The 21,071-nt window shown below is 74.4% G+C and carries 24 protein-coding genes; 20 read left to right on the forward strand and 4 right to left on the reverse strand.

Annotation, left to right across the window (positions count from 1 at the left end; genetic code table 11):
* Positions 1–208 precede the first annotated feature (208 nt).
* The 4 genes from KDL28_RS05335 (at position 209) to dapB (ending at position 5,494) form a co-directional block, all read left to right on the forward strand.
* Complete coding sequence (locus KDL28_RS05335) at positions 209–2,473, forward strand: polyribonucleotide nucleotidyltransferase (protein WP_252436079.1); 2,265 nt, start codon at positions 209–211, stop codon at positions 2,471–2,473.
* On the forward strand, positions 2,470–3,798 hold the full coding sequence (locus tag KDL28_RS05340; RefSeq protein WP_252436080.1) for a M16 family metallopeptidase: 1,329 nt from the start codon (positions 2,470–2,472) through the stop codon (positions 3,796–3,798). Before KDL28_RS05335 ends, KDL28_RS05340 begins: the two co-directional genes overlap by 4 nt.
* Positions 3,795–4,268, forward strand: coding sequence for a DUF456 domain-containing protein (locus KDL28_RS05345; protein ID WP_252436081.1), 474 nt, complete (start codon positions 3,795–3,797; stop codon positions 4,266–4,268). Before KDL28_RS05340 ends, KDL28_RS05345 begins: the two co-directional genes overlap by 4 nt.
* A 485-nt stretch (positions 4,269–4,753) precedes the next feature.
* Positions 4,754–5,494, forward strand: coding sequence for a 4-hydroxy-tetrahydrodipicolinate reductase (gene dapB, locus KDL28_RS05350; protein ID WP_308215926.1), 741 nt, complete (start codon positions 4,754–4,756; stop codon positions 5,492–5,494).
* Positions 5,495–5,497: 3 nt separating this feature from the next.
* On the opposite strand, the gene KDL28_RS05355 is transcribed toward dapB, so the two are convergent.
* Positions 5,498–6,079 carry a GNAT family N-acetyltransferase gene (locus KDL28_RS05355; RefSeq protein ID WP_252436083.1) on the reverse strand — a complete coding sequence of 194 codons (582 nt, stop codon included), beginning with the start codon at positions 6,077–6,079 and terminating at the stop codon, positions 5,498–5,500.
* 92 nt (positions 6,080–6,171) lie between these two features.
* On the opposite strand from KDL28_RS05355, the gene KDL28_RS05360 reads away from it, so the two are divergent.
* The 3 genes from KDL28_RS05360 to KDL28_RS05370 all read left to right on the forward strand — a co-directional run bounded on the left by KDL28_RS05360 (position 6,172) and on the right by KDL28_RS05370 (position 8,945).
* Entirely contained in the window at positions 6,172–6,672 is a 501-nt protein-coding gene (locus tag KDL28_RS05360; RefSeq protein WP_252436084.1) for a VOC family protein, read from the forward strand.
* Positions 6,673–6,735: 63 nt separating this feature from the next.
* Entirely contained in the window at positions 6,736–7,692 is a 957-nt protein-coding gene (locus KDL28_RS05365) for an EamA family transporter (RefSeq protein WP_252436085.1), read from the forward strand.
* A gap of 32 nt (positions 7,693–7,724) precedes the next feature.
* Positions 7,725–8,945, forward strand: a complete 1,221-nt coding sequence (locus KDL28_RS05370) for a winged helix-turn-helix domain-containing protein (protein ID WP_252436277.1) — start codon at positions 7,725–7,727, stop codon at positions 8,943–8,945.
* Positions 8,946–9,120: 175 nt separating this feature from the next.
* Here the strand turns inward: KDL28_RS05370 and KDL28_RS05375 are convergent, their stop codons facing one another.
* Positions 9,121–10,197 (reverse strand): DUF4097 family beta strand repeat-containing protein, encoded by a 1,077-nt coding sequence (locus tag KDL28_RS05375; RefSeq protein WP_252436086.1) that lies wholly within the window; start codon positions 10,195–10,197, stop codon positions 9,121–9,123.
* A complete protein-coding gene (locus tag KDL28_RS05380) occupies positions 10,194–10,751 on the reverse strand; it encodes a toxin-antitoxin system HicB family antitoxin (protein ID WP_252436087.1) in 558 nt (185 codons plus the stop codon). Before KDL28_RS05380 ends, KDL28_RS05375 begins: the two co-directional genes overlap by 4 nt.
* Before the next feature lie 143 nt (positions 10,752–10,894).
* Here KDL28_RS05380 and thyX point away from each other — a divergent pair, with 143 nt between their 5' ends.
* The 10 genes from thyX to KDL28_RS05430 all read left to right on the forward strand — a co-directional run bounded on the left by thyX (position 10,895) and on the right by KDL28_RS05430 (position 18,904).
* Positions 10,895–11,647: an FAD-dependent thymidylate synthase gene (thyX, locus tag KDL28_RS05385; RefSeq protein ID WP_252436088.1), complete on the forward strand. Its 753-nt coding sequence runs from the start codon at positions 10,895–10,897 to the stop codon at positions 11,645–11,647.
* A 35-nt stretch (positions 11,648–11,682) separates the two neighbouring features.
* Positions 11,683–12,309, forward strand: a complete 627-nt coding sequence (locus KDL28_RS05390) for a TIGR03085 family metal-binding protein (RefSeq protein WP_252436089.1) — start codon at positions 11,683–11,685, stop codon at positions 12,307–12,309.
* A gap of 89 nt (positions 12,310–12,398) precedes the next feature.
* On the forward strand, positions 12,399–13,124 hold the full coding sequence (locus KDL28_RS05395) for a DUF5753 domain-containing protein (protein ID WP_252436090.1): 726 nt from the start codon (positions 12,399–12,401) through the stop codon (positions 13,122–13,124).
* Positions 13,125–13,136: 12 nt separating this feature from the next.
* On the forward strand, positions 13,137–13,331 hold the full coding sequence (locus tag KDL28_RS05400; RefSeq protein ID WP_252436091.1) for a DUF397 domain-containing protein: 195 nt from the start codon (positions 13,137–13,139) through the stop codon (positions 13,329–13,331).
* A 5-nt stretch (positions 13,332–13,336) separates the two neighbouring features.
* Positions 13,337–13,537 (forward strand): hypothetical protein, encoded by a 201-nt coding sequence (locus KDL28_RS05405; protein WP_252436092.1) that lies wholly within the window; start codon positions 13,337–13,339, stop codon positions 13,535–13,537.
* A gap of 59 nt (positions 13,538–13,596) precedes the next feature.
* On the forward strand, positions 13,597–14,607 hold the full coding sequence (dapA, locus tag KDL28_RS05410) for a 4-hydroxy-tetrahydrodipicolinate synthase (RefSeq protein WP_252436093.1): 1,011 nt from the start codon (positions 13,597–13,599) through the stop codon (positions 14,605–14,607).
* Between the two features lie 181 nt (positions 14,608–14,788).
* The gene (locus tag KDL28_RS05415) at positions 14,789–16,462 is read left to right on the forward strand and encodes a ribonuclease J (RefSeq protein WP_252436278.1); all 1,674 of its coding nucleotides are present in this window, start codon (positions 14,789–14,791) and stop codon (positions 16,460–16,462) included.
* 22 nt (positions 16,463–16,484) lie between these two features.
* Positions 16,485–16,910, forward strand: a complete 426-nt coding sequence (locus KDL28_RS05420) for a Uma2 family endonuclease (protein ID WP_252436094.1) — start codon at positions 16,485–16,487, stop codon at positions 16,908–16,910.
* A gap of 58 nt (positions 16,911–16,968) precedes the next feature.
* The gene (locus KDL28_RS05425) at positions 16,969–18,318 is read left to right on the forward strand and encodes an NAD(P)/FAD-dependent oxidoreductase (protein ID WP_252436095.1); all 1,350 of its coding nucleotides are present in this window, start codon (positions 16,969–16,971) and stop codon (positions 18,316–18,318) included.
* Positions 18,319–18,340: 22 nt separating this feature from the next.
* Positions 18,341–18,904, forward strand: coding sequence for a GNAT family N-acetyltransferase (locus KDL28_RS05430; RefSeq protein ID WP_252436096.1), 564 nt, complete (start codon positions 18,341–18,343; stop codon positions 18,902–18,904).
* Here KDL28_RS05430 and KDL28_RS05435 read toward each other — a convergent pair.
* The gene (locus KDL28_RS05435; protein ID WP_252436097.1) at positions 18,883–19,620 is read right to left on the reverse strand and encodes a DUF8737 domain-containing protein; all 738 of its coding nucleotides are present in this window, start codon (positions 19,618–19,620) and stop codon (positions 18,883–18,885) included. The genes KDL28_RS05430 and KDL28_RS05435 overlap by 22 nt on opposite strands.
* A gap of 135 nt (positions 19,621–19,755) precedes the next feature.
* On the opposite strand from KDL28_RS05435, the gene KDL28_RS05440 reads away from it, so the two are divergent.
* From KDL28_RS05440 to KDL28_RS05450, 3 genes are all read left to right on the forward strand, one after another.
* Positions 19,756–20,322, forward strand: a complete 567-nt coding sequence (locus tag KDL28_RS05440; protein ID WP_252436098.1) for a TetR/AcrR family transcriptional regulator — start codon at positions 19,756–19,758, stop codon at positions 20,320–20,322.
* A gap of 66 nt (positions 20,323–20,388) precedes the next feature.
* Positions 20,389–20,643 carry a type II toxin-antitoxin system Phd/YefM family antitoxin gene (locus tag KDL28_RS05445; protein WP_252436099.1) on the forward strand — a complete coding sequence of 85 codons (255 nt, stop codon included), beginning with the start codon at positions 20,389–20,391 and terminating at the stop codon, positions 20,641–20,643.
* On the forward strand, positions 20,640–21,068 hold the full coding sequence (locus KDL28_RS05450) for a type II toxin-antitoxin system VapC family toxin (protein WP_252436100.1): 429 nt from the start codon (positions 20,640–20,642) through the stop codon (positions 21,066–21,068). The genes KDL28_RS05445 and KDL28_RS05450 overlap by 4 nt, the downstream gene beginning before the upstream one ends.
* Positions 21,069–21,071 lie beyond the last annotated feature (3 nt).

The raw sequence follows: 21,071 nt of genomic DNA on the forward strand, positions 1-21,071 counted from the left end.
GACAAGCACGACGAGACTGCACGACAAGACGAGCACTACCCGCAGCGACGACGCCACGCCTCCGGCAGACGATCCGCCGGTCCTCGGTAGTGGCTCCCGGGCACGCGACACGCAGCGCCCCGGGGGCTTCGATCGAAGACCGGCTCGGCCGAGGATCCTCCCGGTGTGGCGTGGGGTCTCCCGCTCTGACGAGGAGATGTCCACCTTCATGACCGAACCCACCGACAACGTGTACGAGACCACTGCCGTCATCGACAACGGCAGCTTCGGGACCCGTACCGTCCGGTTCGAGACCGGGCGCCTCGCGCGCCAGGCCGCCGGATCCGTCGTCGCCTACCTCGACGACGACACCATGCTGCTGTCCGCCACCACGGCGTCCAAGCACCCCAAGGAGCACTTCGACTTCTTCCCCCTCACGGTGGACGTCGAGGAGCGGATGTACGCGATCGGCAAGATCCCCGGCTCGTTCTTCCGCCGCGAGGGCCGCCCGGGCACCGACGCCATCCTGACCTGCCGGCTGATCGACCGCCCGCTGCGCCCGTCCTTCGTCGACGGCCTGCGCAACGAGATCCAGATCGTCGTCACCGTCATGTCGCTCGACCCGCAGGACCCCTACGACGCGCTGGCGATCAACGCCGCGTCGGCGTCCACCCAGCTGGCCGGCCTGCCGTTCAGCGGCCCGATCGGCGGCGTGCGCGTCGCCCTGATCGACGGCCAGTGGATCGCCTTCCCCCAGCACGAGGACCTGCAGCGCGCCGTGTTCGACATGGTCGTCGCTGGCCGGGTCGTCGGGGACGACGTGGCGATCATGATGGTGGAGGCCGAGGCCACCACCGAGACCAACGAGCTGGTCGCGGGCGGCGCGCAGGCGCCGACCGAGGAGATCGTCGCGCAGGGCCTGGAGGCGGCCAAGCCGTTCATCCGCAGCCTGTGCGTGGCCCAGCAGCAGCTCGCCGACCAGGCCGCCAAGCCCACCGGCGAGTTCAGGACCTACCCGGCCTACCAGGCCGACGTGTTCGAGGCCGTCGCCGAGACCGCGTCGGACGACCTGGCCCAGGCGCTGACCATCGGCGGCAAGCAGGAGCGCGAGTCCCGCCTCGACGAGGTCAAGGCCGCCGTGCTGGACAAGGTCGGCCCGCAGTTCGAGGGCCGCGAGAAGGAGATCGGCGCGGCGTTCCGCTCGCTGAACAAGAAGCTGGTCCGCCAGCGGATCCTGCGCGACAAGGTCCGCATCGACGGCCGCGGCATCACCGACATCCGGCCGCTGTCGGCCGAGGTCGAGGTCGTCCCGCGGGCGCACGGCTCGGCGCTGTTCGAGCGCGGCGAGACCCAGATCATGGGTGTCACCACGCTGAACATGCTGCGCATGGAGCAGCAGATCGACTCGCTCGGCCCGGAGTCGCACAAGCGCTACCTGCACCACTACAACTTCCCGCCCTACTCCACCGGTGAGACGGGCCGCGTCGGCTCGCCGAAGCGGCGCGAGATCGGGCACGGCGCGCTGGCCGAGCGGGCGCTGCTGCCCGTGCTGCCTACGCGCGAGGAGTTCCCGTACGCGATCCGCCAGGTCTCCGAGGCGCTGGGCTCGAACGGCTCCACCTCGATGGGCTCGGTCTGCGCGTCGACGATGTCGCTGCTCAACGCCGGTGTGCCGCTGAAGGCACCGGTCGCGGGCATCGCCATGGGCCTGGTCACCGACGAGGTCGACGGCGAGACCACCTACGTCGCGCTGACCGACATCCTCGGTGCCGAGGACGCGTTCGGCGACATGGACTTCAAGGTCGCCGGCACGCCCGAGTTCGTCACCGCGCTGCAGCTGGACACCAAGCTCGACGGCATCCCGTCCAGCGTGCTTGCCGCCGCGCTGGCCCAGGCCAAGGACGCCCGGCTGACGATCCTCGAGGTCATCGGCGAGGCCATCGACCGGCCCGACGAGATGAGCCGCTTCGCCCCGCGCGTCGTGGCCATCAAGGTCCCGGTGGACAAGATCGGCGAGGTCATCGGCCCGAAGGGCAAGATGATCAACTCGATCACCGAGCAGACCGGTGCCGACATCTCCATCGAGGACGACGGCACGATCTACGTCGGCGCCTCCGACGGCGACTCGGCCGAGGCCGCGATCGGCATGATCAACGCCATCGCCAACCCGCAGCTGCCGAAGGTGGGGGAGCGCTTCCTGGGCACGGTGGTCAAGACCGCCGCGTTCGGCGCGTTCGTCTCGCTGGTGCCGGGCAAGGACGGCCTGGTGCACATCTCCAAGCTGGGCAACGGCAAGCGCATCGGCAAGGTCGAGGACGTCGTCAAGGTCGGCGACAAGCTCCGCGTCGAGGTCACCGACATCGACAACCGGGGCAAGATCAGCCTGGTCCCGGTGCAGGAGGAGGCCGCAGCGGCCGCCGCCGGCGACGGCACCCCGGTCGACGAGTCGACCGAGTCGCCGGCCGCCGCGCCGAGCGAGGTCCCCGCGAGTTGACCGACGTCGTGACGCCGGGGGTGGGGGTTCCCGCCCCCGGTGGCGTCTCCCGCTCCGAACTGCCGGGCGGGCTGCGGGTGCTCACCGAGGCGGTGCCGGGCGTGCGCTCGGTGTCGCTGGGCATCTGGATCGGGGTCGGCTCGCGCGACGAGACCCCGACCCAGGCCGGGGCCGCGCACTACCTCGAGCACCTCCTGTTCAAGGGCACGTCCACGCGCACGGCGTCGTCGATCGCCGAGGACTTCGACGCCGTCGGCGGCGACCTCAACGCGTTCACGGCCAAGGAGCACACCTGCTACTACGCGCAGGTCCTCGACACCGACCTGCCGCTGGCCGTGCAGGTGCTGGCCGACGTCGTGACCGACGCACTGCTGACGCCGGCCGACGTCGAGCTGGAGCGCGGGGTGGTCCTCGAGGAGATCGCCATGCGCGACGACGACCCCGAGGACCTGCTCGGCGAGCTGTTCGACGAGGCGCTCTTCGGCGAGCACCCGCTGGGCCGCCCGGTGATCGGCTCGGAGGAGTCGATCCGCGGGATGCGCCGGGAGGTCCTGCACGACTTCTGGCGCGGCGAGTACACGACCCCGCGCATGGTGGTGGCCGCGGCGGGCAACCTCGTGCACGCCGAGGTCGTCGAGCTGGTCGGCACCGCACTGGCCGCCGCGGCGGCCCGGGCGGGCTCGGCCTCCCCGTCGACCCCGCGCCGGGGCGGCGGCGACGTCGTCCTGGCCCCCGCGCCGGGCCTGGTGCTGCGCCCCGAGGACACCGAGCAGGCCCACCTGATGCTCGGCGTGCCCGGCGTGGGCCGCCACGACCCGCGCCGCACCGCGCTGTCGGTGCTCAACACCGCGCTCGGCGGGGGCCCGAGCTCCCGGCTGTTCCAGGAGATCCGCGAGCGCCGCGGGCTGGCCTACTCGGTGTACTCGCAGCACGTCGGCTACGCCGACGCCGGCGTGCTCAGCGTGTACGCCGGCTGCGCCCCCGAGCGCCTCGACGAGGTCACCAAGGTGGTCCGTTCGGTGCTGGCCGAGGTCGCGGGCGGCGGGCTGACCCCCGCCGAGATCACCCGCGCGCAGGGCAACCTGCGCGGCGGGCTGGTGCTGGGCCTGGAGGACACCCCATCGCGGATGAACCGCCTGGGCCGCTCGGAGCTCGACCACGGCCGCCAGCGCACGATCGCCGAGAGCCTCGACCGGATCTCCGCGGTCACCGTCGACGAGGTCCACGAGGTGGCGCGCGAGCTGCTCTCGGCCCCGCTCACGGTGGCCGTCGTCGGCCCCTACGACGACGAGGAAGACCTGCCGGGTACGGTCCGGGACCCATGACCCTGCTCGCCGGCCTGCTGGTCGCCGTCGGCATCGTCGGGATCCTGCTCCCGGTGCTGCCCGGCCTCATCCTGGTGCTCGCCGGGATCGCGGTGTGGGCGGTACCCCGCGGCGACCAGCTCGGCTGGACCGTGCTCGGGATCGCGGCGGCGGTCATCGTGATCGGCAGCGTGGCCAAGTACCTGCTGCCCGGGCGGCGCATGAAGGAGTCCGGCGTCCCGACCCGGTCGGTCGTCGTCGGCGCCGCGCTGGGGATCGTCGGGTTCTTCGTGATCCCGGTGGTCGGGCTGTTCCTCGGCTTCCCGCTCGGGGTGTACCTGTCCGAGCTGGCCCGCCTCGGCGACAGCGCGAAGGCCTGGCCCTCCACCCGCAAGGCCCTCGGCGCGGTGGCCTTCAGCATCCTGCTGGAGCTGGCCACCGGCCTGCTGGCCGCCGGCGTCTGGATCGTCGCCCTGATCTTCTTCGCCTGAGCTCCGCCCCGCCCCGCCCCGCCCCGCCCCGCCCCGTGTCAGGAAAGCCACCATCAGGACGTCCTGCGTCCTGATGGTGGCTTTCCTGACATCCGAGCGGCTCAGTCGCGGGCGAAGTCGGCGGGGCGGAACCTCCCGTCGGCGAGCTTGCCCTCGATCTCCTCCAGGCTGCGCCCGGTGAGGTCGGGCATCCTCAGCCACACTGAAGATCCAGGCCGCGACGTCGAACGCCGCGTAGAGCCACATCGAGGGGCCGACGCCGATCGCCTGGATGAGGCTGAGCAGGGGTCAGCGTGATGAACAGGTTGGTGGTGAAGATCGCGATCCCGCAGCCGACGACCAGGGCCGGGCGGCTCCAGCACGTCGCGGAACCCGCGGTCGTCGCCGTCGCCGCCCTGCGCCGCGGCCCGGTTCAGGAAAGCCACGATGCCGCCCGCAGAGGGCGGCATCGTGGCTTTCCTGAACCACGGCCGGGGGGCGCCGGGGTGGGGGGGGGCGTGGGGGGCGCGCAGGGGCGGATGGGTTCGCAGGTGTGCCGGGTCGTCGAGGAGGCCGACGACCTGGAGCTGGTGGCGCGGATCGACGAGGGCGACTCGCTGGCCGACCTGGTGGCCGGCGGGGCCGGGGTCGTCGTCGACTTCACCCACCCCGGCGCGGTCATGGCCAACCTGCGCTACGCCCTCGACCACGGCATCGCCGCCGTGGTCGGCACCAGCGGGTTCTCCGACGAGCGCCTCGAGGAGGTGCGCGGCTGGCTCGCCGACACCCCGGGCCACGTGCTCGTGGTCCCGAACTTCGGGGTCGGCGCGGTGCTGATGATGCAGTTCGCCCGGCAGGCGGCCCGGTTCTTCGAGTCGGTCGAGGTGATCGAGCTGCACCACGCGGGCAAGGTCGACGCCCCCTCGGGCACGGCCACCCGCACGGCGTCGATGATCGCCGCCGCGCGCGCCGAGGCCGGTCTGGGCCCGGTGCCCGACGCCACCACGTCGGAGCTGGCCGGCGCCCGCGGCGCGGACGTCGAGGGCGTCCACGTGCACTCCGTGCGCCTGCCCGGCCTGGTGGCGCACCAGGAGGTGCTGCTGGGCGGGCCGGGGGAGGCGCTGACCATCCGGCACGACTCGTTCGACCGGGCGTCGTTCATGCCGGGGGTGCTGCTGGCCGTGCGCGGCGTCCAGGAGCGTCCCGGCCTCACCGTCGGCCTGGAGCCCCTGCTCGGCCTGGGGTGAGCCTCAGGGTTCGAGCTTGAGGTCGAGGGAGCCGACCAGGCGGACCTCGCGCAGGGTCCCCTCGCCGGTGTCGAGCACCCGCACGGTGCCGTCGGGTTCCCAGCCGACCCGCTGGTAGAACGAGCGCGACGCCGCGTCGGCCTCCGGCACCCAGGCCAGCCCGTAGAGCGCGCCCGCGTTGTGCAGGGCGTGCGCGGCGGTGGCGAGCAGCCGCCCGCCGTGCCCGCGCCGCCCCCACCGGGGCTCGACGAGCAGCGCCCCGATCTCGGCCCAGTGCTCGACCCCGATGCCGGGGGCCTCAGTGGTGTCCGGGGGCTCGACGGCGGCGTCCCGGGCGGGCGGCTGGGCCGGTGCGGCGGCGCAGAACCCGACGGTCCACTCGCCCTCGGTGGCCACCAGGACGTGGCTGCCGCCGCCGGCGCCGATCGCCCCGGCCCAGGCCCGCCGGGCCTCGGGGGAGCGCAGCTGGGCGAGCGCGGCGGGCGGGACGAGTTCGGCGTAGGCGGTCTCCCAGGTGGTCGCCTGGATCCGGACGATCTCGTCGACGTCTGCGGCAGCGGCCGGTCGGACCGCGGCGATTGCCATGACCGAAGGATTCCCCATCGCCGGGCGCCCGACGCGGCCGGGCGCGGGATCGGGGTTGCGGTTGACGTCGGGTCAACCGCCAGGGTGGCCCCATGAGCGAGACGCCCGTGCACGACCCGGACGCAGGCGTGCCCACGATCGACCCGGTCGTGGACACGTCGATCTACCCCATGCCGATGTTCCTCCGCCTGGAGGTCTCCGACCTCGCGCGCAGCCGCGCCTTCTACACCGGGGCCCTGGACATGGTCGAGCTGGCCGTGCTGCCCCCGAGCGGCCCGCCGTTCCTGGTGCACCTGCGCCGCTGGCGCTACCAGGACCTGCTGCTGGTGCCGGCGCGCGGTCCGGTCAGCGCCGCGGTCGGCCTCGGGCTGTCGCTGGCCGCCGAGCACGACGCCCTGGCCGGGCTGGCCGAGCGGGCGACGGCGTTCGGCGCGCCGGTGGAGGGCCCGGTCGACACGCCGTGGAACACCACCGACGTCACCGTGACCGACCCCGACGGCCTACGGATCACCTACACGGCGCGGCGGCCGGCGGAGCGCCGCGACGCCGACTTCGAGGCGGTGGTGCGCAGCAGCGTCGCCGCGCGCGACTGAGGTCGGGCGACGCCCACCGAACTGACGGCGACAGCGGTCGTTCGCCATGGCAACGTCCTGGGCGTGCGCGTGGAGGCGGACGCCCGGACGGGCGGGGTGGTGGCGTGGTTCGCGCTGGGCGTGGTCTACCTGATGTGGGGGTCGACGTACCTGGCCAACCGGCTCATCATCACCGAGGTCCCGCCGCTGCTGGGCAGCGCGACCCGGTTCCTGGTCGGCGGCGGCCTGCTGGCGCTGCTCGTGCTGCTGGTCGCCGGCAGGCGGGCGTTCGCGATGTCGTGGGCGCAGCTGGGCACCACCGCGCTGTCCGGCGTGCTGCTGCCGGCCTGGGGCAACGGGCTGGTGGTGCTGGGCCAGCAGCACGTGGCGTCCGGGATGGCGGCGCTGCTGATCGCCTCGGTGCCGCTGCACATCGTCGTGCTGCGCGCCCTCACCGGCGACCGCCCCCGCCCGGCCACCGTCGGCGGCGTCGTCGTCGGGGTGGCCGGCCTGGGGGTGCTGCTGCTCGCCGGACCGTCGGCGGGATCGGGCGGCACCGTCGGGACGGCGTGGTGGGGGCCGTGGCTGGTGGTGCTGGCCGCGGTCGGGTGGGCGGGCGGCACGTTCGCCACCACCCGGCTGCCGGTGCCGGCCAACCCGTTCGCGCTGGCCGCCGTGCAGATGCTGACCGGCGGCCTGGTGCTGTCCGGCGCGGCGCTCGTCGCGGGCGACGGCGTCGACCTGGCGGACCTCTCGGCGCGGACCTGGTGGGCGTGGGTCTACATGGCCGTGGTGGTCTCGCTGGGCTCGTTCAGCGCCTACGCCTACGCGCTGGCCTCGCTGCCGGTGTCCACGGTGGCCACCTACGCCTACGTCAACCCGGTGATCGCGGTGCTGCTCGGGGTCTCGGTGGTGGGGGAGCGGTTCTCCCCGGTGCAGCTGCTCGGCGGCGCGGTGGTGCTGGTGGCCGTGGTCCTGGTCGTGCTGGCCGAGCGGCCGGCCCGGAAACGTCGGGGGCCACTGGCACCATCACCCCCGTGAGCGCTGCGAGGCCGTCCGTGAGCACCGAGACCATGAGCCCGGCGGTGGCCCGGCGCGCCGCACTGGCGGCCCAGGGCTTCGCCGCGCCCGCGCCGGGGGGCCCGATCACCCGGCGCCACCTGCTGCGCACCCTCGAGCGCATCCGGCTGCTCCAGCTCGACTCGGTCAACGTGGCCGTCCGCGCCCACTACATGCCGCTGTTCAGCCGGCTCGGCCCCTACGACCGCGACCTCGTCGACGACGCCGCGTGGACCCACTCGTCGCGCCGCCCCCGGCTGCTCGTCGAGTACTGGGCGCACGAGGCCAGCCTGCTGCCCCCGGCCGACTGGCCCCTCCTGCAGACCGCGGCCCGCAGCCGCGGCTGGTGGCGCCACTACGGCGTGCTGGCCGACCGGCAGCCCGCACTGGTCGACGACGTGCTGGCCGCGGTCAAGGAGCTCGGCCCGATCGGCGCAGGCGAGCTGGAGAAGGCCCTGGGCGGGGTCTCCAAGCCGCGTCCGCCCGGCGCCACCTGGTGGGAGCGCTCGGAGGTCAAGCGCATCTGCGAGTACCTGTTCGGCCTCGGTCAGCTCACCACCGGCGCCCGACGGCACTTCCAGCGCCTCTACGACCTGCCCGAGCGGGTGCTGCCGCCGGAGGTGCTCGCCCAGCCCCCGGTCGACGACGACGAGGCCGCCCGCGCGCTGGTGCTGCGCTCGGCGTCCGCGCTGGGCGTGGCCACCGAGCCCGACCTGCGCGACTACTACCGGCTCAACCCGGTCCGCAGCCAGGCCGCGGTCGCCGCGCTGGTCGACGCGGGCGCCCTGCTGCCGGTCACCGTCCGCGGCTGGCGCCACCCGGCCTACCGCGCGGTCGACGCGAAGGTCCCCCGCCGGATCACCGGCCGGGCGCTGCTGTGCCCGTTCGACCCGCTGATCTGGGAGCGCGACCGCACGGAGCGGCTGTTCGGCTTCCACTACCGCATCGAGATCTACGTGCCCGAGCCCAAGCGCCGCTACGGGTACTACGTCTTCCCGTTCCTGCTCGACGGCGACCTGGTGGCCCGCGTCGACCTCAAGTCCGACCGCGCCGCGGGAGTCCTGCGGGTGCCCGGTGCCTTCGCCGAGCCGGGCGCCGACGTGCCCCGCGTCGCGGCGGAGCTGGCGGCCGAGCTGGTCACGATGGCGCACTGGCTCGGGCTGGGCGACGTCGTCGTCGGGGACCGCGGCGACCTCGCCGCCGCCCTGGCCGCCGCCGTCGCCGCCCACGCCTGAGCGCGCATGCCGCCGGCCCGGCCGCCCACGGGAGTGGCGGCCGGGCCGGGGAATGGCGGATCCCCCCGAATCCGCCGGTGCGGTGGCGTGCGGTTGACCACCGGACCGGCCGCCTCGCCCCCACGGGCAGCCGGCCCGGCGGTCGACGGGTCCCCCGACCCGTCGGCCGGTCGGTCTAGACGGTGACCGCGGCGCGGGTCACCAGGACGTTGCCGCTGCCGGTGCGCCCGCGCACCTTCAGCGCGGTGGACGCGGCCGGGGCGGTGTCGCCGACCTGCAGGTCGCTGCGGACGTGCCCGGAGCCGGAGGTCAGGTCGAGCTCGGCGGCGACCCCCGGGTGCACGCCCACCTGCAGCCGGCCCGAGCCGCTGGTCAGCTCGATGCGCCCGGCGCGGGCGTCGGCGATGGAGATGTCGCCGGAGCCGGTGCGCACGCGCAGGTCGGCGGCGACGTCGCCGACGCCGATCTCCCCACTGCCCGACTTGACCTCGGTGTGGCCGCCGATGCCGCCGAGCCGCACGGCCCCCGAGCCGCTGCGCACCCGCGCCCGCCCGCTGATCGGGCCGACGTCGATGGCGCCGCTGCCGGTGCTCACGTCGGCGTCGCCCTGCACGGACTGCACGGTGGCGTCGCCGCTGCCGCTGCGCACGGCGGCCCAACCGGCCTCACCGGTGACCCGGACGTCGCCTGCGCCGGTGCGCGCGGAGAGCCGCGAGCGCGGCGGCGCGAACACTGTGACGGCGAGCGGCACGACCCGCAGCGGGATGTCGGTCGGCGACTTGACCACCAGCCGGCGGCCGGTCTCCGACCAGCTGATCTCGGTGGCCCGCACGGCGTCGGTGGCCAGGTCGCCGAACCCGCCGCGCCCGGTCTGGGTGCCCAGCCAGCCGAGGATGCCGCTCAGCCCCTGGGTCCAGCTGTTGCCGGCGGCGGGGTCGTGGCGCACCTCGACCCGCACCTCGCCGGTCTCCTGCTCGTCGAGGTGCACGGTGATGCGCCCGACGTCGATCGACAGCTCCAGCTCGGCCGGCCCGTCGACGGTCCAGGACTGCTGGCGCACCGGCGTGGGGCCGGACTCGTCGTCCGCGGGCCCGGAGGCCCAGGCGGCGGAGTCGGGCGGGTCCACCGGGTCCACCGGGTCCACCGGGTCCACCGGGTCGACAGGGTCGACGGGGTCGATCCGGTCCACGGGGTCGATCGGGTCGATCGGGTCGATCGGGTCGCGCTTCTCGAAGTCCGCCATCGGGCTCATCCCTCCACCCAGCCGCGCAGGCGGCGGCCGTCGCGGTCGTCGGGCCACTGGTCCTGGCGGTTGCGGTCGCGATCGCGGTTGCGGCCGCGCCGGCGCGGGTCGTGCCCGGACAGCGCGTCCTGGACGGCCTGGGCGACCCACGAGTTCAGTGACTGCCCGCGCGACGCGGCGGCCTGCTCGGCCTGGCTCTTGATCTGCTCGACCAGCCGCAGCGTGATGCGGCTGATGTCCCCGGCGTCGGCGGTCGGCCCGAAGCCGGGGAACCCGCCCCCGCGGAACGGGGGCTCCTCGTCCGCGGGCGGCTCGGCGCCGCGGTCGGCGCTGACGGCGACGCGCACGTCGCGACCGTCCAGGCGCACCTCGACCTCGCGGTCCTCCAGCGCGACGGTGACCTCGGCGGCCAGGTCGGACAGAGCGCTCATGATCGCCAGCCGGGCGGCGGGCTCGATGGCCGAACCGAGCAGGGCAGCGGTGTTTCGCGTCTGCTCGTCGCCGGCCGCGGCGGCGGACGCGAGGTCCTCCCGCAGCTGTGTGACGTACTTGCTCAGGTCCATGACACCACTGTGGCGTCAGCGGTGACGCCAGTCAAGGAATCGGTGGCGTCAATCTGGCGGCGGTCGTGATGTCATCGGCGGCTCCCCGGGGACCCGGCTAGCTCACACGCGGGCACCCAGCGTCGCGGTTTAGGCTCCCCACCATGCCGGAGACCGTGCCCCTTGGCGTCCAGATCGTGGCCAAGACCGAGTTCGTCGCCCCGCCGGACGTCCCGTGGAGCACCGACGCCGACGGCGGCCAGGCATTGGCCGAGTTCGCCGGCCGGGCCTGCTACCAGTCCTGGAGCAAGCCCAACCCCGCGACCGCGACCAACGCCGGCTACCTGCGCCACATCCTGGAGGTCGGGCACCTGTCGGTGCTCGAGCACGGGACGGTCAGCTTCTACCTGACCGGGCTGTCGCGCAGCCTCACCCACGAGCTGATCCGCCACCGGCACTTCTCCTACAGCCAGCTCTCCCAGCGCTACGTGCCCGAGCGCGACGCGGCCATGGTCGAGCCCGAGGTCATCGCCTCCGACCCCGAGCTGCACCAGAAGTTCCTGGACGCCTCGGCCACCGCGGTGAAGGCCTACGAGGAGCTGCTGGAGGGCCTGGAGAAGCGCTTCGCCGACGTCCCGAACGGCACCCTGCGGCGCAAGCAGGCCCGCCAGGCGGCGCGGGCGATCCTGCCCAACGCCACCGAGACCCGCATCGTCGTCACCGGCAACTACCGGGCATGGCGCCACTTCATCGCCATGCGCGCCACCGAGCACGCCGACGTCGAGATCCGGGCCCTGGCCATCGAGTGCCTGCGCCACCTGCAGCGCGAGGTGCCGAACGTGTTCAACGACTTCGAGATCGGCAGCCTGGAGGACGGCACCGAGATCGCCTCCAGCCCGTTCGTGACCGAGGGCTGAGGCGTCGCCCGGCCGCCCCGCGTACGTTCGGGCCCATGAACCTCGCCACCGACGAGCGGGCCGCCATCTGCGCCGAGTTCGAGCGGTCCGGCCCCGACAAGCCGACCCTGTGCGCCGGCTGGAACACCCGCGACCTGCTGGCCCACCTGCTGGTCCGCGAGCGCCAGCCGTGGACGGCGCCGGGCCTGGTGGTGCCCGCGCTCGGGCCGGTCGTGGACAAGGCCATGCGCGGCTACGCCGACACGCCGTGGCCGGAGATGATCGACCAGCTGCGCGACGGGCCGCCGGCGTGGTCGCCGTTCCGCATCGGCAAGGTCGACGAGATGGCCAACGGCGCCGAGCTCTTCGTCCACCACGAGGACGTCCGCCGCGGTGAGCCCGGCTGGGAGCCGCGCCCGCCCGCGAAGGAGCGCGACGACCTGATCTGGGACATGCTCGCCCGCACCGGCCGGATGATGTTCCGCCGGAGCCCGGCCGGGATCGTGCTGAGCCGGCCGTCGGGTGAGCAGCAGGTCGTCCGGACCGGCCCCGGCGTGGTCACGATCATCGGCGAGCCGGGCGAGCTGCTGCTGGTCGCCTTCGGGCGCTCGGCCGCGCGCGTGCGGTACGAGGGCGACCCGGCCGCGGTGGAATCGGTCGTCACGTCCGATCGGGGGATCTGACCCGGACGGGATCCCACCCCCGCACCCGCACTGCCACATCGCTCACCCATGACGGACGGTGAGCGGGTGTGAGCGGTAAGGGATAGGTGGTGCGGCGCCGGATCCTCGGCCGGGAGCTGCGCAGGTTGCGGGAGCGCGCGGGCTTCACGCTGGAGACGGCGGCACCGCGGCTGGAGTGGTCGGTGAGCAAGCTCGGGCGCATCGAGGGCGGCCGGCAGTCGGTCGACGTCCACTCGGTGCGCTCGATGATGGGCCTCGACCAGGAGAGCGACCGCTGGGAGGAGGTGCTCGACCTCACCCGCGAGGCGCGGGCGCCGGGGTGGTGGCGGGCGTACGGGGTGGGCAACAACTCCTACGTCGACTTCGAGGTCGAGGCGGTGTCGGTGCGCGAGTACACGGTCGATTTCCTGCCGGGGCTGCTGCAGACGACCGAGTACAGCCGCGCGATGTTCCTCGGATCAGCGGTGCAGCGCAGTCCTGACCAATTGGCCGACCAGATCGCGGTGCGGACGACCCGACAGCGGCGGCTCACCTCCGTCGCGGATCCGATCACGCTCGACGCGGTGGTCAACGAAGACGTGTTGTACCGCCCGGTCGGTGTCCACGTCGCCATGGGCTCGGGATTCACGATCTTGAACTACGGCGGTCTGGGCGAACCCGACCTGGCCTACATGGAGCATTCGCTGGGTTCCTTGTTCATCGAGAAGGGACGCGAGGTGCGGAGGGCTACGCTGTCTTTCGACCGGCTGCGGTCCATCGCACTCAGCCCCGAGCAATCGCTGGCGCTGATCCGGAGGGCCGCCGAGCAGACCTGAGCGGAGGCAGCCGTGGACCAGTCCGAGGTGCTCTGGCGCACCAGCGGTTTCAGCGGCAACAGCTGCGTCGAGGTGGCGTTCCTCCCCGACAGCTCGATCGGGCTCCGGGACACCAAGGACCGCTCCCGACCGCCGCAGCGCTACTCCGCGACGGCCTGGGCGTCCTTCCTGGGCGACGTCCGCGCCGACCGCTTCACCCGGCGGTGACCGGGATGGACGCGATCACCGCGGGCTGGCGGGCCGGCAGCGCCACCGGCATCGGCGCGGACCCGAACCCCGAGGCGGCGTTCCGGCCCGACGGCACGGTCCGCGCGCCGGCCCCGCGGGATCGCGACCGCACGCCGGAGAGCCGCGCCGCCGTCCAGTGGTCGTCCTTCGTCTCGGCGGTGCGCATGGGGCAGTTCGCCCGATAGCCGAGACCTCGACCGGCGCGGGGGGCGTCGCCGCGGCCGCGAGCGGTACCGTCAGACCCATGAGCCCCGCCACCGCCGACCCCGCTCGGGCACCTTTCGGTCGGGTCCTGACGGCCATGGTCACGCCGTTCGACGCGGAGGGGCGGCTCGACCTGGCCCGCGCCGAGGAGCTCGCCGACCACCTCGTCGAGCTGGGCAACGACGGGCTCGTCGTCAACGGCACCACCGGCGAGGGGCCCACCACGACCGACGGGGAGAAGGCGGCGCTCGTGCGGGCCGTCGTCAGCGCGGTGGGCGACCGCGCCACGGTCGTCGCCGGCGCCGGCACCTACGACACGGCCCACAGCGTCCACCTCGCCCGCGAGGCGGAGAAGGCGGGCGCCCACGGCCTGCTCGTGGTCACCCCGTACTACTCGCGCCCGCCGCAGTCCGGCCTGCTGCTGCACTTCACCGCGGTCGCCGACGCCACCGACCTGCCCGTCATGCTCTACGACATCCCGCCGCGCAGCGTCATCCCGATCGAGATCGAGACGCTGCAGAAGCTCGCCGAGCACCCGCGCATCCTCGGGGTCAAGGACGCCCGCAACGACCTGCGCGTCGGCACCGAGGCCATCTCGACCACGTCGCTGGCCTACTACTCCGGCGACGACCCGGTGAACCTGCCGTGGCTCTCGGTCGGCGCGGTCGGGTTCGTCAGCGTGCTGGGCCACGTCATCGCCGACCGCCTGCGCGACATGCTCGCCGCCTTCGAGGCGGGCGACAACACCACCGCGCGCACGCTGCACGCCGGCTGCGTGCCGCTGATCCACGCGATGGGCGCGGTCGGCGGCGCGGTGTTCTCCAAGATCGCCCTGCGGCTGCGCGGCCTCGACGTCGGCAGCACCCGCCTCCCGCTCCCGCCGGCCACCGACGAGCAGGTCGAGCTCGTCGCCGCCGGGCTCGCCGCGGCCGGGGTCCCGCTGGACCAGGTCGCCACCGACACCCTCGGCCGCCGCCGGGCAGAGCGCGGTCGGGGCGCGCTCGGCGCCCGCGCCGCGGCCGACCTGGGTGCGGAGATCGCCTACCGGTGATCGTCCGCCCGTTCCCGATGCGGTGCCGCGCAGGCGCCGCGAGACCACTTTGCGAGGACTATCTGTGAGTCGCCCTCCCGCACGGTCCGACCGGCCCCGGTCCGACCGCCGCTCCCGGCCGCCCCGGCGCGACCAGCGCCGGCCCAGCCCGGCCCCGCCCGAGGAGGTCAACCGCGAGGAGCTGCCCGCCGGGCCCCCTCCCCAGCTGCCCGCTGGCGCGCTGCGCGTCGTGGCGCTGGGCGGCATCGGCGAGATCGGTCGCAACATGACCGTCTTCGAGTTCGACGGCCGGCTGCTGATCGTCGACTGCGGCGTGCTGTTCCCCTCGGAGGACTCCCCGGGCGTCGACCTGATCCTGCCCGACTTCCGGGCCATCGAGGACCGCCTCGACGACGTCGAGGCCCTCGTGCTCACCCACGGCCACGAGGACCACATCGGCGCCGTGCCGTTCCTGCTGCGCCTGCGGCCCGACCTGCCCATCGTCGGGTCGCGGTTCACCCTGGCCCTGGTCGCGGAGAAGTGCCGCGAGCACCGGCTCACCCCGCGCCTGCACGAGGTCAAGGAGGGCGACCGGCACGCCCACGGCGCGTTCGACTGCGAGTACTTCGCGGTCAACCACTCCATCCCCGACGCGCTGGCCGTCGCCATCCGCACGCCCGCCGGCATCGTGCTGCACACCGGCGACATCAAGCTCGACCAGCTCCCGCTCGACGGGCGGCTGACCGACCTGGCCGGCTTCTCCCGGCTCGGCGACGAGGGCGTCGACCTGTTCCTGGTCGACTCCACCAACTCCGACGTGCCCGGCTTCGTGATCGCCGAGCGGGAGATCGGGCCCGTGCTGGACGGCGTGTTCCACCGCTCGCCGTCGCGGATCATCGTGGCCTGCTTCGCCAGCCACGTGCACCGCGTGCAGCAGGTCCTCGACGCCGCGGTCGCGCACGGGCGCCGGGTCGCGCTCGTGGGCCGGTCGATGGTGCGCAACATGGGCCTGGCGGCCGACCTCGGGTTCCTCAACGTGCCCGAGGGCCTGCTCATCGACATCGACCAGGCCCTCGACCTGCCCGACGACCAGCTGGTCATCGTGTCCACCGGGTCGCAGGGCGAGCCGCTCTCGGCGCTGGCCCGGATGGCCCGCGGCGACCACCGCTCGGTGCGGATCATGCCGGAGGACACGATCATCCTGGCCAGCTCGCTGATCCCGGGCAACGAGACCGCCGTCTTCGCGGTGATCAACGGGCTCAACCGGCTCGGCGCCTCGGTGGTCCACCAGGGCACCGCCAAGGTGCACGTCTCGGGCCACTCGCCGGCCGGTGAGCTGCTGTTCCTCTACAACGCGGTGCGGCCGAGCAACGTGATGCCGGTGCACGGCGAGTGGCGCCACCTGCGCGCCAACGCCGACCTCGCCATCCGCACCGGGGTCCCCGAGGACAACGTCGTCATCGCCGAGGACGGCGTCGTCGTCGACCTCGTCGACGGCCGCGCGACGATCACCGGGCGGGTCGAGGTGGGCCGGGTGTACGTCGACGGGCTCGCCGTCGGCGACATCGGCGAGTCCACCCTGGGCGACCGGCTCGTGCTGGGGGAGGGCGGCTTCATCTCGATCTCGGTCGCCGTCGACGCCACCACCGGGCGCGCGGTCTCGCGCCCGACGCTGTCGGGCCGCGGGTTCTCCGACGACCCCAAGGCGCTCGACGCGGTGCTGCCGCTGGTGGAGGACGAGCTCAGCCGCACCGAGCAGGAGGGCATCACCGACCCGCACCGCATCGCGCAGTCCGTGCGGCGGGTCGTCGGGCGCTGGGTGGGCGAGACCTACCGGCGCCGCCCGATGATCGTGCCCACCGTCCTCGCGGTCTGAGCGGGCGGGGCGAACGGCGACGATGACGCAGGAGAGGGCCGTCGAGCGCCTCCACGACGCGTTCCGGGCCTGGGTCGTGGGCGGCACCGGCCGCGGCGCCGTCCGGCCGGAGCCGGAGGTGGCGGTCCAGGGCGGGCGCCACCACCGGCCCTCGCTGGCCTGGTACCCGACGGCCGATCCGGGCACCGGGGTGCCCGATCTGGTCGTCGAGGTGCCGCACCGGTCGACGCACCACTTCGAGGTGCTGCACAAGCAGCACGAGTACGCCGTCGCCGGGGTCCGCGAGCTCTGGGTGGTCGACGTGGCGAACGGCCCGCAGGCCCTGGTGTTCCGGGCGACGGGCTCCGCGTGGATGAGCGCCGCCGAGGACCTCGACGCGGACGGCGTGCTCACCAGCCCCCTGCTGCCCGGGCTGCGGATCGCGCTGGCCGATCTGCGGTCGAGGTGATCCGCACGGCCGGTGGACCGGATCCCGCGGGGTGCGTCCGCCGAGGGCGGGCACCGCGGTGAGCGGGCCGCCGGGGCTCTGGTTCGACCAGGTCCGCGCGGACGGCGACGACCTGGCGCCGCGCCCGGCCCTCGACGGCGACACCGACGTCGACGTCTGCGTCGTGGGCGCCGGCTACACCGGCCTGTGGACGGCGCACTCGCTGCTGCGCGCCGACCCGACGATCCGGGTGCTCGTCGTCGAGCGGCGGATCGCCGGGTTCGGGGCGAGCGGTCGCAACGGCGGGTGGTGCTCGGCGCTGTTCCCGGCCTCGGCAGCGGCGCTGGCGCGCAGGCACGGTCCCGCCGCCGCCGCGGCGATGCGGGCGGCCATGCGCGACGCCGTCGACGAGGTCGGCGGGGTGGTCGCCGAGGAGGGGATCGCCTGCGACTGGGTCAAGGGCGGCACCGTCGTCCTGGCCCGCACCCCCGCCCAGCTCGCCAGGGCGCGGTCCGAGGCGGCGGCCTCCGACGAGGAGCGGCTGCTCGACCGGGACGAGGCCGCGGCGCTGGTCGGGGCGAGCGGGGTGCTGGGCGCGACGTTCACCCCCGACTGCGCGCGCGTGCAACCGGCCCGGCTGGTGCGCGGGCTGGCCCGCGCCGTCGAGCGGCGCGGGGGCCGCATCGTCGAGGCCACGGCGGCCCACTCGATCGCGCCGGGCCGCGTGGTCACCGAGCGCGGGGTCGTGCGCGCCCGCTACGTCGTGCGGGCCACCGAGGCGTGGAGCTCGGCGCTGGCCGCCCGGTCGGTGGTGCCGGTGTACTCGCTGATCGTGGCCACCCGGCCGCTGCCGTCCTCGTTCTGGGACGGCGCGGGGTTGGCCGGTGGGCAGACGTTCTCCGACCACCGCCACCTCGTCGTCTACGGCCAGCGCACCGCCGACGACCGCCTGGTCTTCGGCGGGCGCGGGGCGCCCTACCACTGGCGCTCCCGGATCCGCGCCGAGTACGACCACGAGCCGCGGGTCTTCGCCGGTCTGCGCTCGGCCGCCCGGGAGCTGTTCCCGGCGCTGGCCCCGGCGGACTTCACCCACGCCTGGGGCGGACCGCTCGCCATCCCGCGCGACTGGCACGCCGGCGTCGGGCTCGACGGCGACGGCCTCGGCCGGGCGGGCGGCTACGTCGGCGACGGCGTCGGCACGGCCAACCTCGCCGGGCGCACGCTCGCCGCGCTGATCCTCGGCCGCGACGACCCGATCACCCGGTTGCCCTGGGTCGGGCACCGCTCCCGGCGCTGGGAGCCAGAGCCGCTGCGCTGGCTGCTGGTCAACGCCGGGTTGCGGCTGATGACGCTGGCCGACACCGAGGAACGGCTGAAGCGGCGCCCGAGCGTCATCGCCACCACCCTGTCCCGGGCCCTCGGCGGCTGAGCCCCTGCGGGAGCATCGAGCGATGACGCCCGAACCCCGCCGCCCGTCCGGTCCGCCGGGCCCGCCGGAGGCCGCGATCCCGGACGTGCGCATCGTGCACCTCGACGGGCCGACCTTCCGGGCCCTCGCCGACGGCGACCTCGCCACCGCCAACCGGGTCGGTCCCGTGCCGCTGCCGCCCTACTTCGCCGGCCCGGACTGGCGGGGGGTGTGGCGGATGCGCACCGAGCAGGTCGAGGCCGACCCGGCCGGCGCCGCCTGGGTCACCGGCGTCATCTGGGACCAGCGGCGGGCGGTGGCCGTCGGGCGGGCCGGCTACCACGGACCTCCCGACGCCTCGGGCATGGTGGAGATCGGCTACGCGGTCGAGCCCGTGCACCGCCGCCGCGGCTACGCCCGCGCCGCGCTGGAGCTCCTGCTGCGCCGCGCCGCCGACGAGCCCGAGGTGGGCACGGTGCGGGTCACCATCGGCCCCGACAACTCGCCCTCTCGCCGGCTGGCCGAGCAGTACGGCTTCGTCGAGGTCGGGACGCGGTGGGACGACGAGGACGGGCTGGAGATCGTCTACGAGGTGCCGGCGGGCTGACCGGCGGCGCGTCCCCGCGGCGCCGCGGCGTCGTCCCGCAGCCGGGCCAGGGCCAGCACGTGCAGGGCCAGTGCCAGCGGGACGGCCGCGGTCGGGATCAGCACCAGCGGCAGCAGCCCGACCGGCGCCGTCGACGGCTCCGCGCCCAGCAGCCCGGCGACCGTGCCGATGGTCAGGGCCACGACCAGGTCGAGGATGCCGAGCCGGTTGAACCACACGGCGCCGCGGCCGGCGGTGCCGGCGCGCAGCCGCCGGGCCACGAACACCGCCGCCACCCCGACGGCGACGTCGCCGATGCCGGCGGGCAGCGCGAACACCGGGGGCAGCTCGCCCACGGCCATCACCAGCAGGAACACCCCGCCCACCACCCGCAGCGCCTGCGGCGCCACCAGCAGCGCGGGCGCGTGCGGCACGGCGAGGGCGCGGGCCACGACCGGGAGCCGGGCGGCGAGCAGCGCGGCCCCCAGCACCCCGGCGAAGGCCACCACGAGCCACGGCCGCACGGCCGACGCGTCCTGCCGGTAGACCCCCGCGGCGCCCAGCATGCCGCTCACCACCACCCAGCCGAGCCACACCAGCGCGAAGACCGAGCCGACGGCCACCGCCGTCGAGCGCGGCGAGCCCGCGGTGAGCGACGCCCGGTACAGGCCGGTCGCGATGACCAGGGCGAAGGCCGCGAACCCGACCACGATCACGGTCCACACGATGACGTCCATCGCCGACTCCTTCGAACGACGTGTCCAATCCTGAACACAGTGTTCGGTTGCGGCGGTAGGCTGACCACGACCAATGCCGCCCGGACGTGCGGTTCGGGACGGATCGGCGGAACCGTCCGGGAACCGGAGGCGCACGTGGCCGACCAGGACCGCCGCGTCCGGCGCACCCGCCGGGCGCTGCACGAGGCGCTGATCGCGCTGGTGCTCGAACGCGGCTACGACCGGCTGACCGTGCAGGACGTCCTCGACCGGGCCGACGTCGGCCGCTCGACCTTCTACGCCCACTACCGCGACAAGGAGGCCCTGCTCACCGCCGTCTTCGACGACATGCGCGCGCAGTTGCAGGGCGAGGTCGACGCGCGGGCGCCCGACGACCCCCTCGACCCGGCGCGCCCGGCCGAGCTGCTCTTCGAGCACGCCCACCGCAACCAGCGGGTCTACCGGGCGCTGTGCGGGCGGCGCGGTGGCGAGGTCGTGCTGCGGCACCTGCACGGGATGACCCGCGAGCTGCTGCTCGGCCCGCTGCGGACGCGCCGGCCCGATCTCCCGGTCGAGGTCGTCGCGGAGTTCCACGCCAGCGCCACCGTGGGCCTGCTGCGCTGGTGGATCGACCAGGACTTCCCGCACGACCCGGCCTGGCTCGCCGCGATCCACCGCGCCCTCGCCTTCCCCGGTCCGGCTGGTCCGTCCGACCGTCTGTGATCGACGGCTGCCGCGATCCAGATCATGTGGCTCAACGAGTCCTTCCGATGTGGCTACGGAGGGGACATGGAGATCGGCATCCGTGAGCTTCGCGACGGACTCAGTGCGCACCTGGCCGAAGTGCGCCGCGGCCACAGCGTCACCGTGACCGACCATGGCCGGCCGATCGCGAGGATCGTGCCCATCGAGCGGCCGACACGCCTCGAGCAGCTCCTCGTCGAGGGCCGGGTGCAGCCGGCACGTCATCGCAAGCGCGTGGCACCCGAGCCGGTTCCGACCGCCGGCGAGGTCAGCGACCTCATCGACGACCAGCGTCGATGATCGGCTATCTGGACACCTCAGCACTGGTGCCGCTGCTCGTCGCCGAGCCCACGAGCGCGGCCTGCCGCCGGTTCTGGGACGATTCGGACGCGGTCGTGTCCGTGCGGCTCGCCCACGTCGAGGCGGCGGCGGCGCTCGCGCAGGCGAAGCGGATGGACCGCCTCGACGGCGCCGCCCACGGCCGAGCACTGCACCAGCTGGACCGGCTGTGGGCGGAGATGGACGTGATCGAGGTCGATGAGCCGCTCACCGCGACCGCCGCCGACATGGCCGACCTGCTCGCCCTGCGGCGGTACGACGCCGTGCACTGCGCGGCCGCGGCACACCTGGCCGATGACGACCTGGTGGCCGCGGCCGGCGACCAGCGCCTGCTCGCGGCGTGGAGCAAGGCCGGAGTCGCCACCTACGACACCGCCGCTCCATGAGTG

This window comes from Pseudonocardia humida (assembly GCF_023898865.1).
Lineage (GTDB): Bacteria > Actinomycetota > Actinomycetes > Mycobacteriales > Pseudonocardiaceae > Pseudonocardia > Pseudonocardia humida.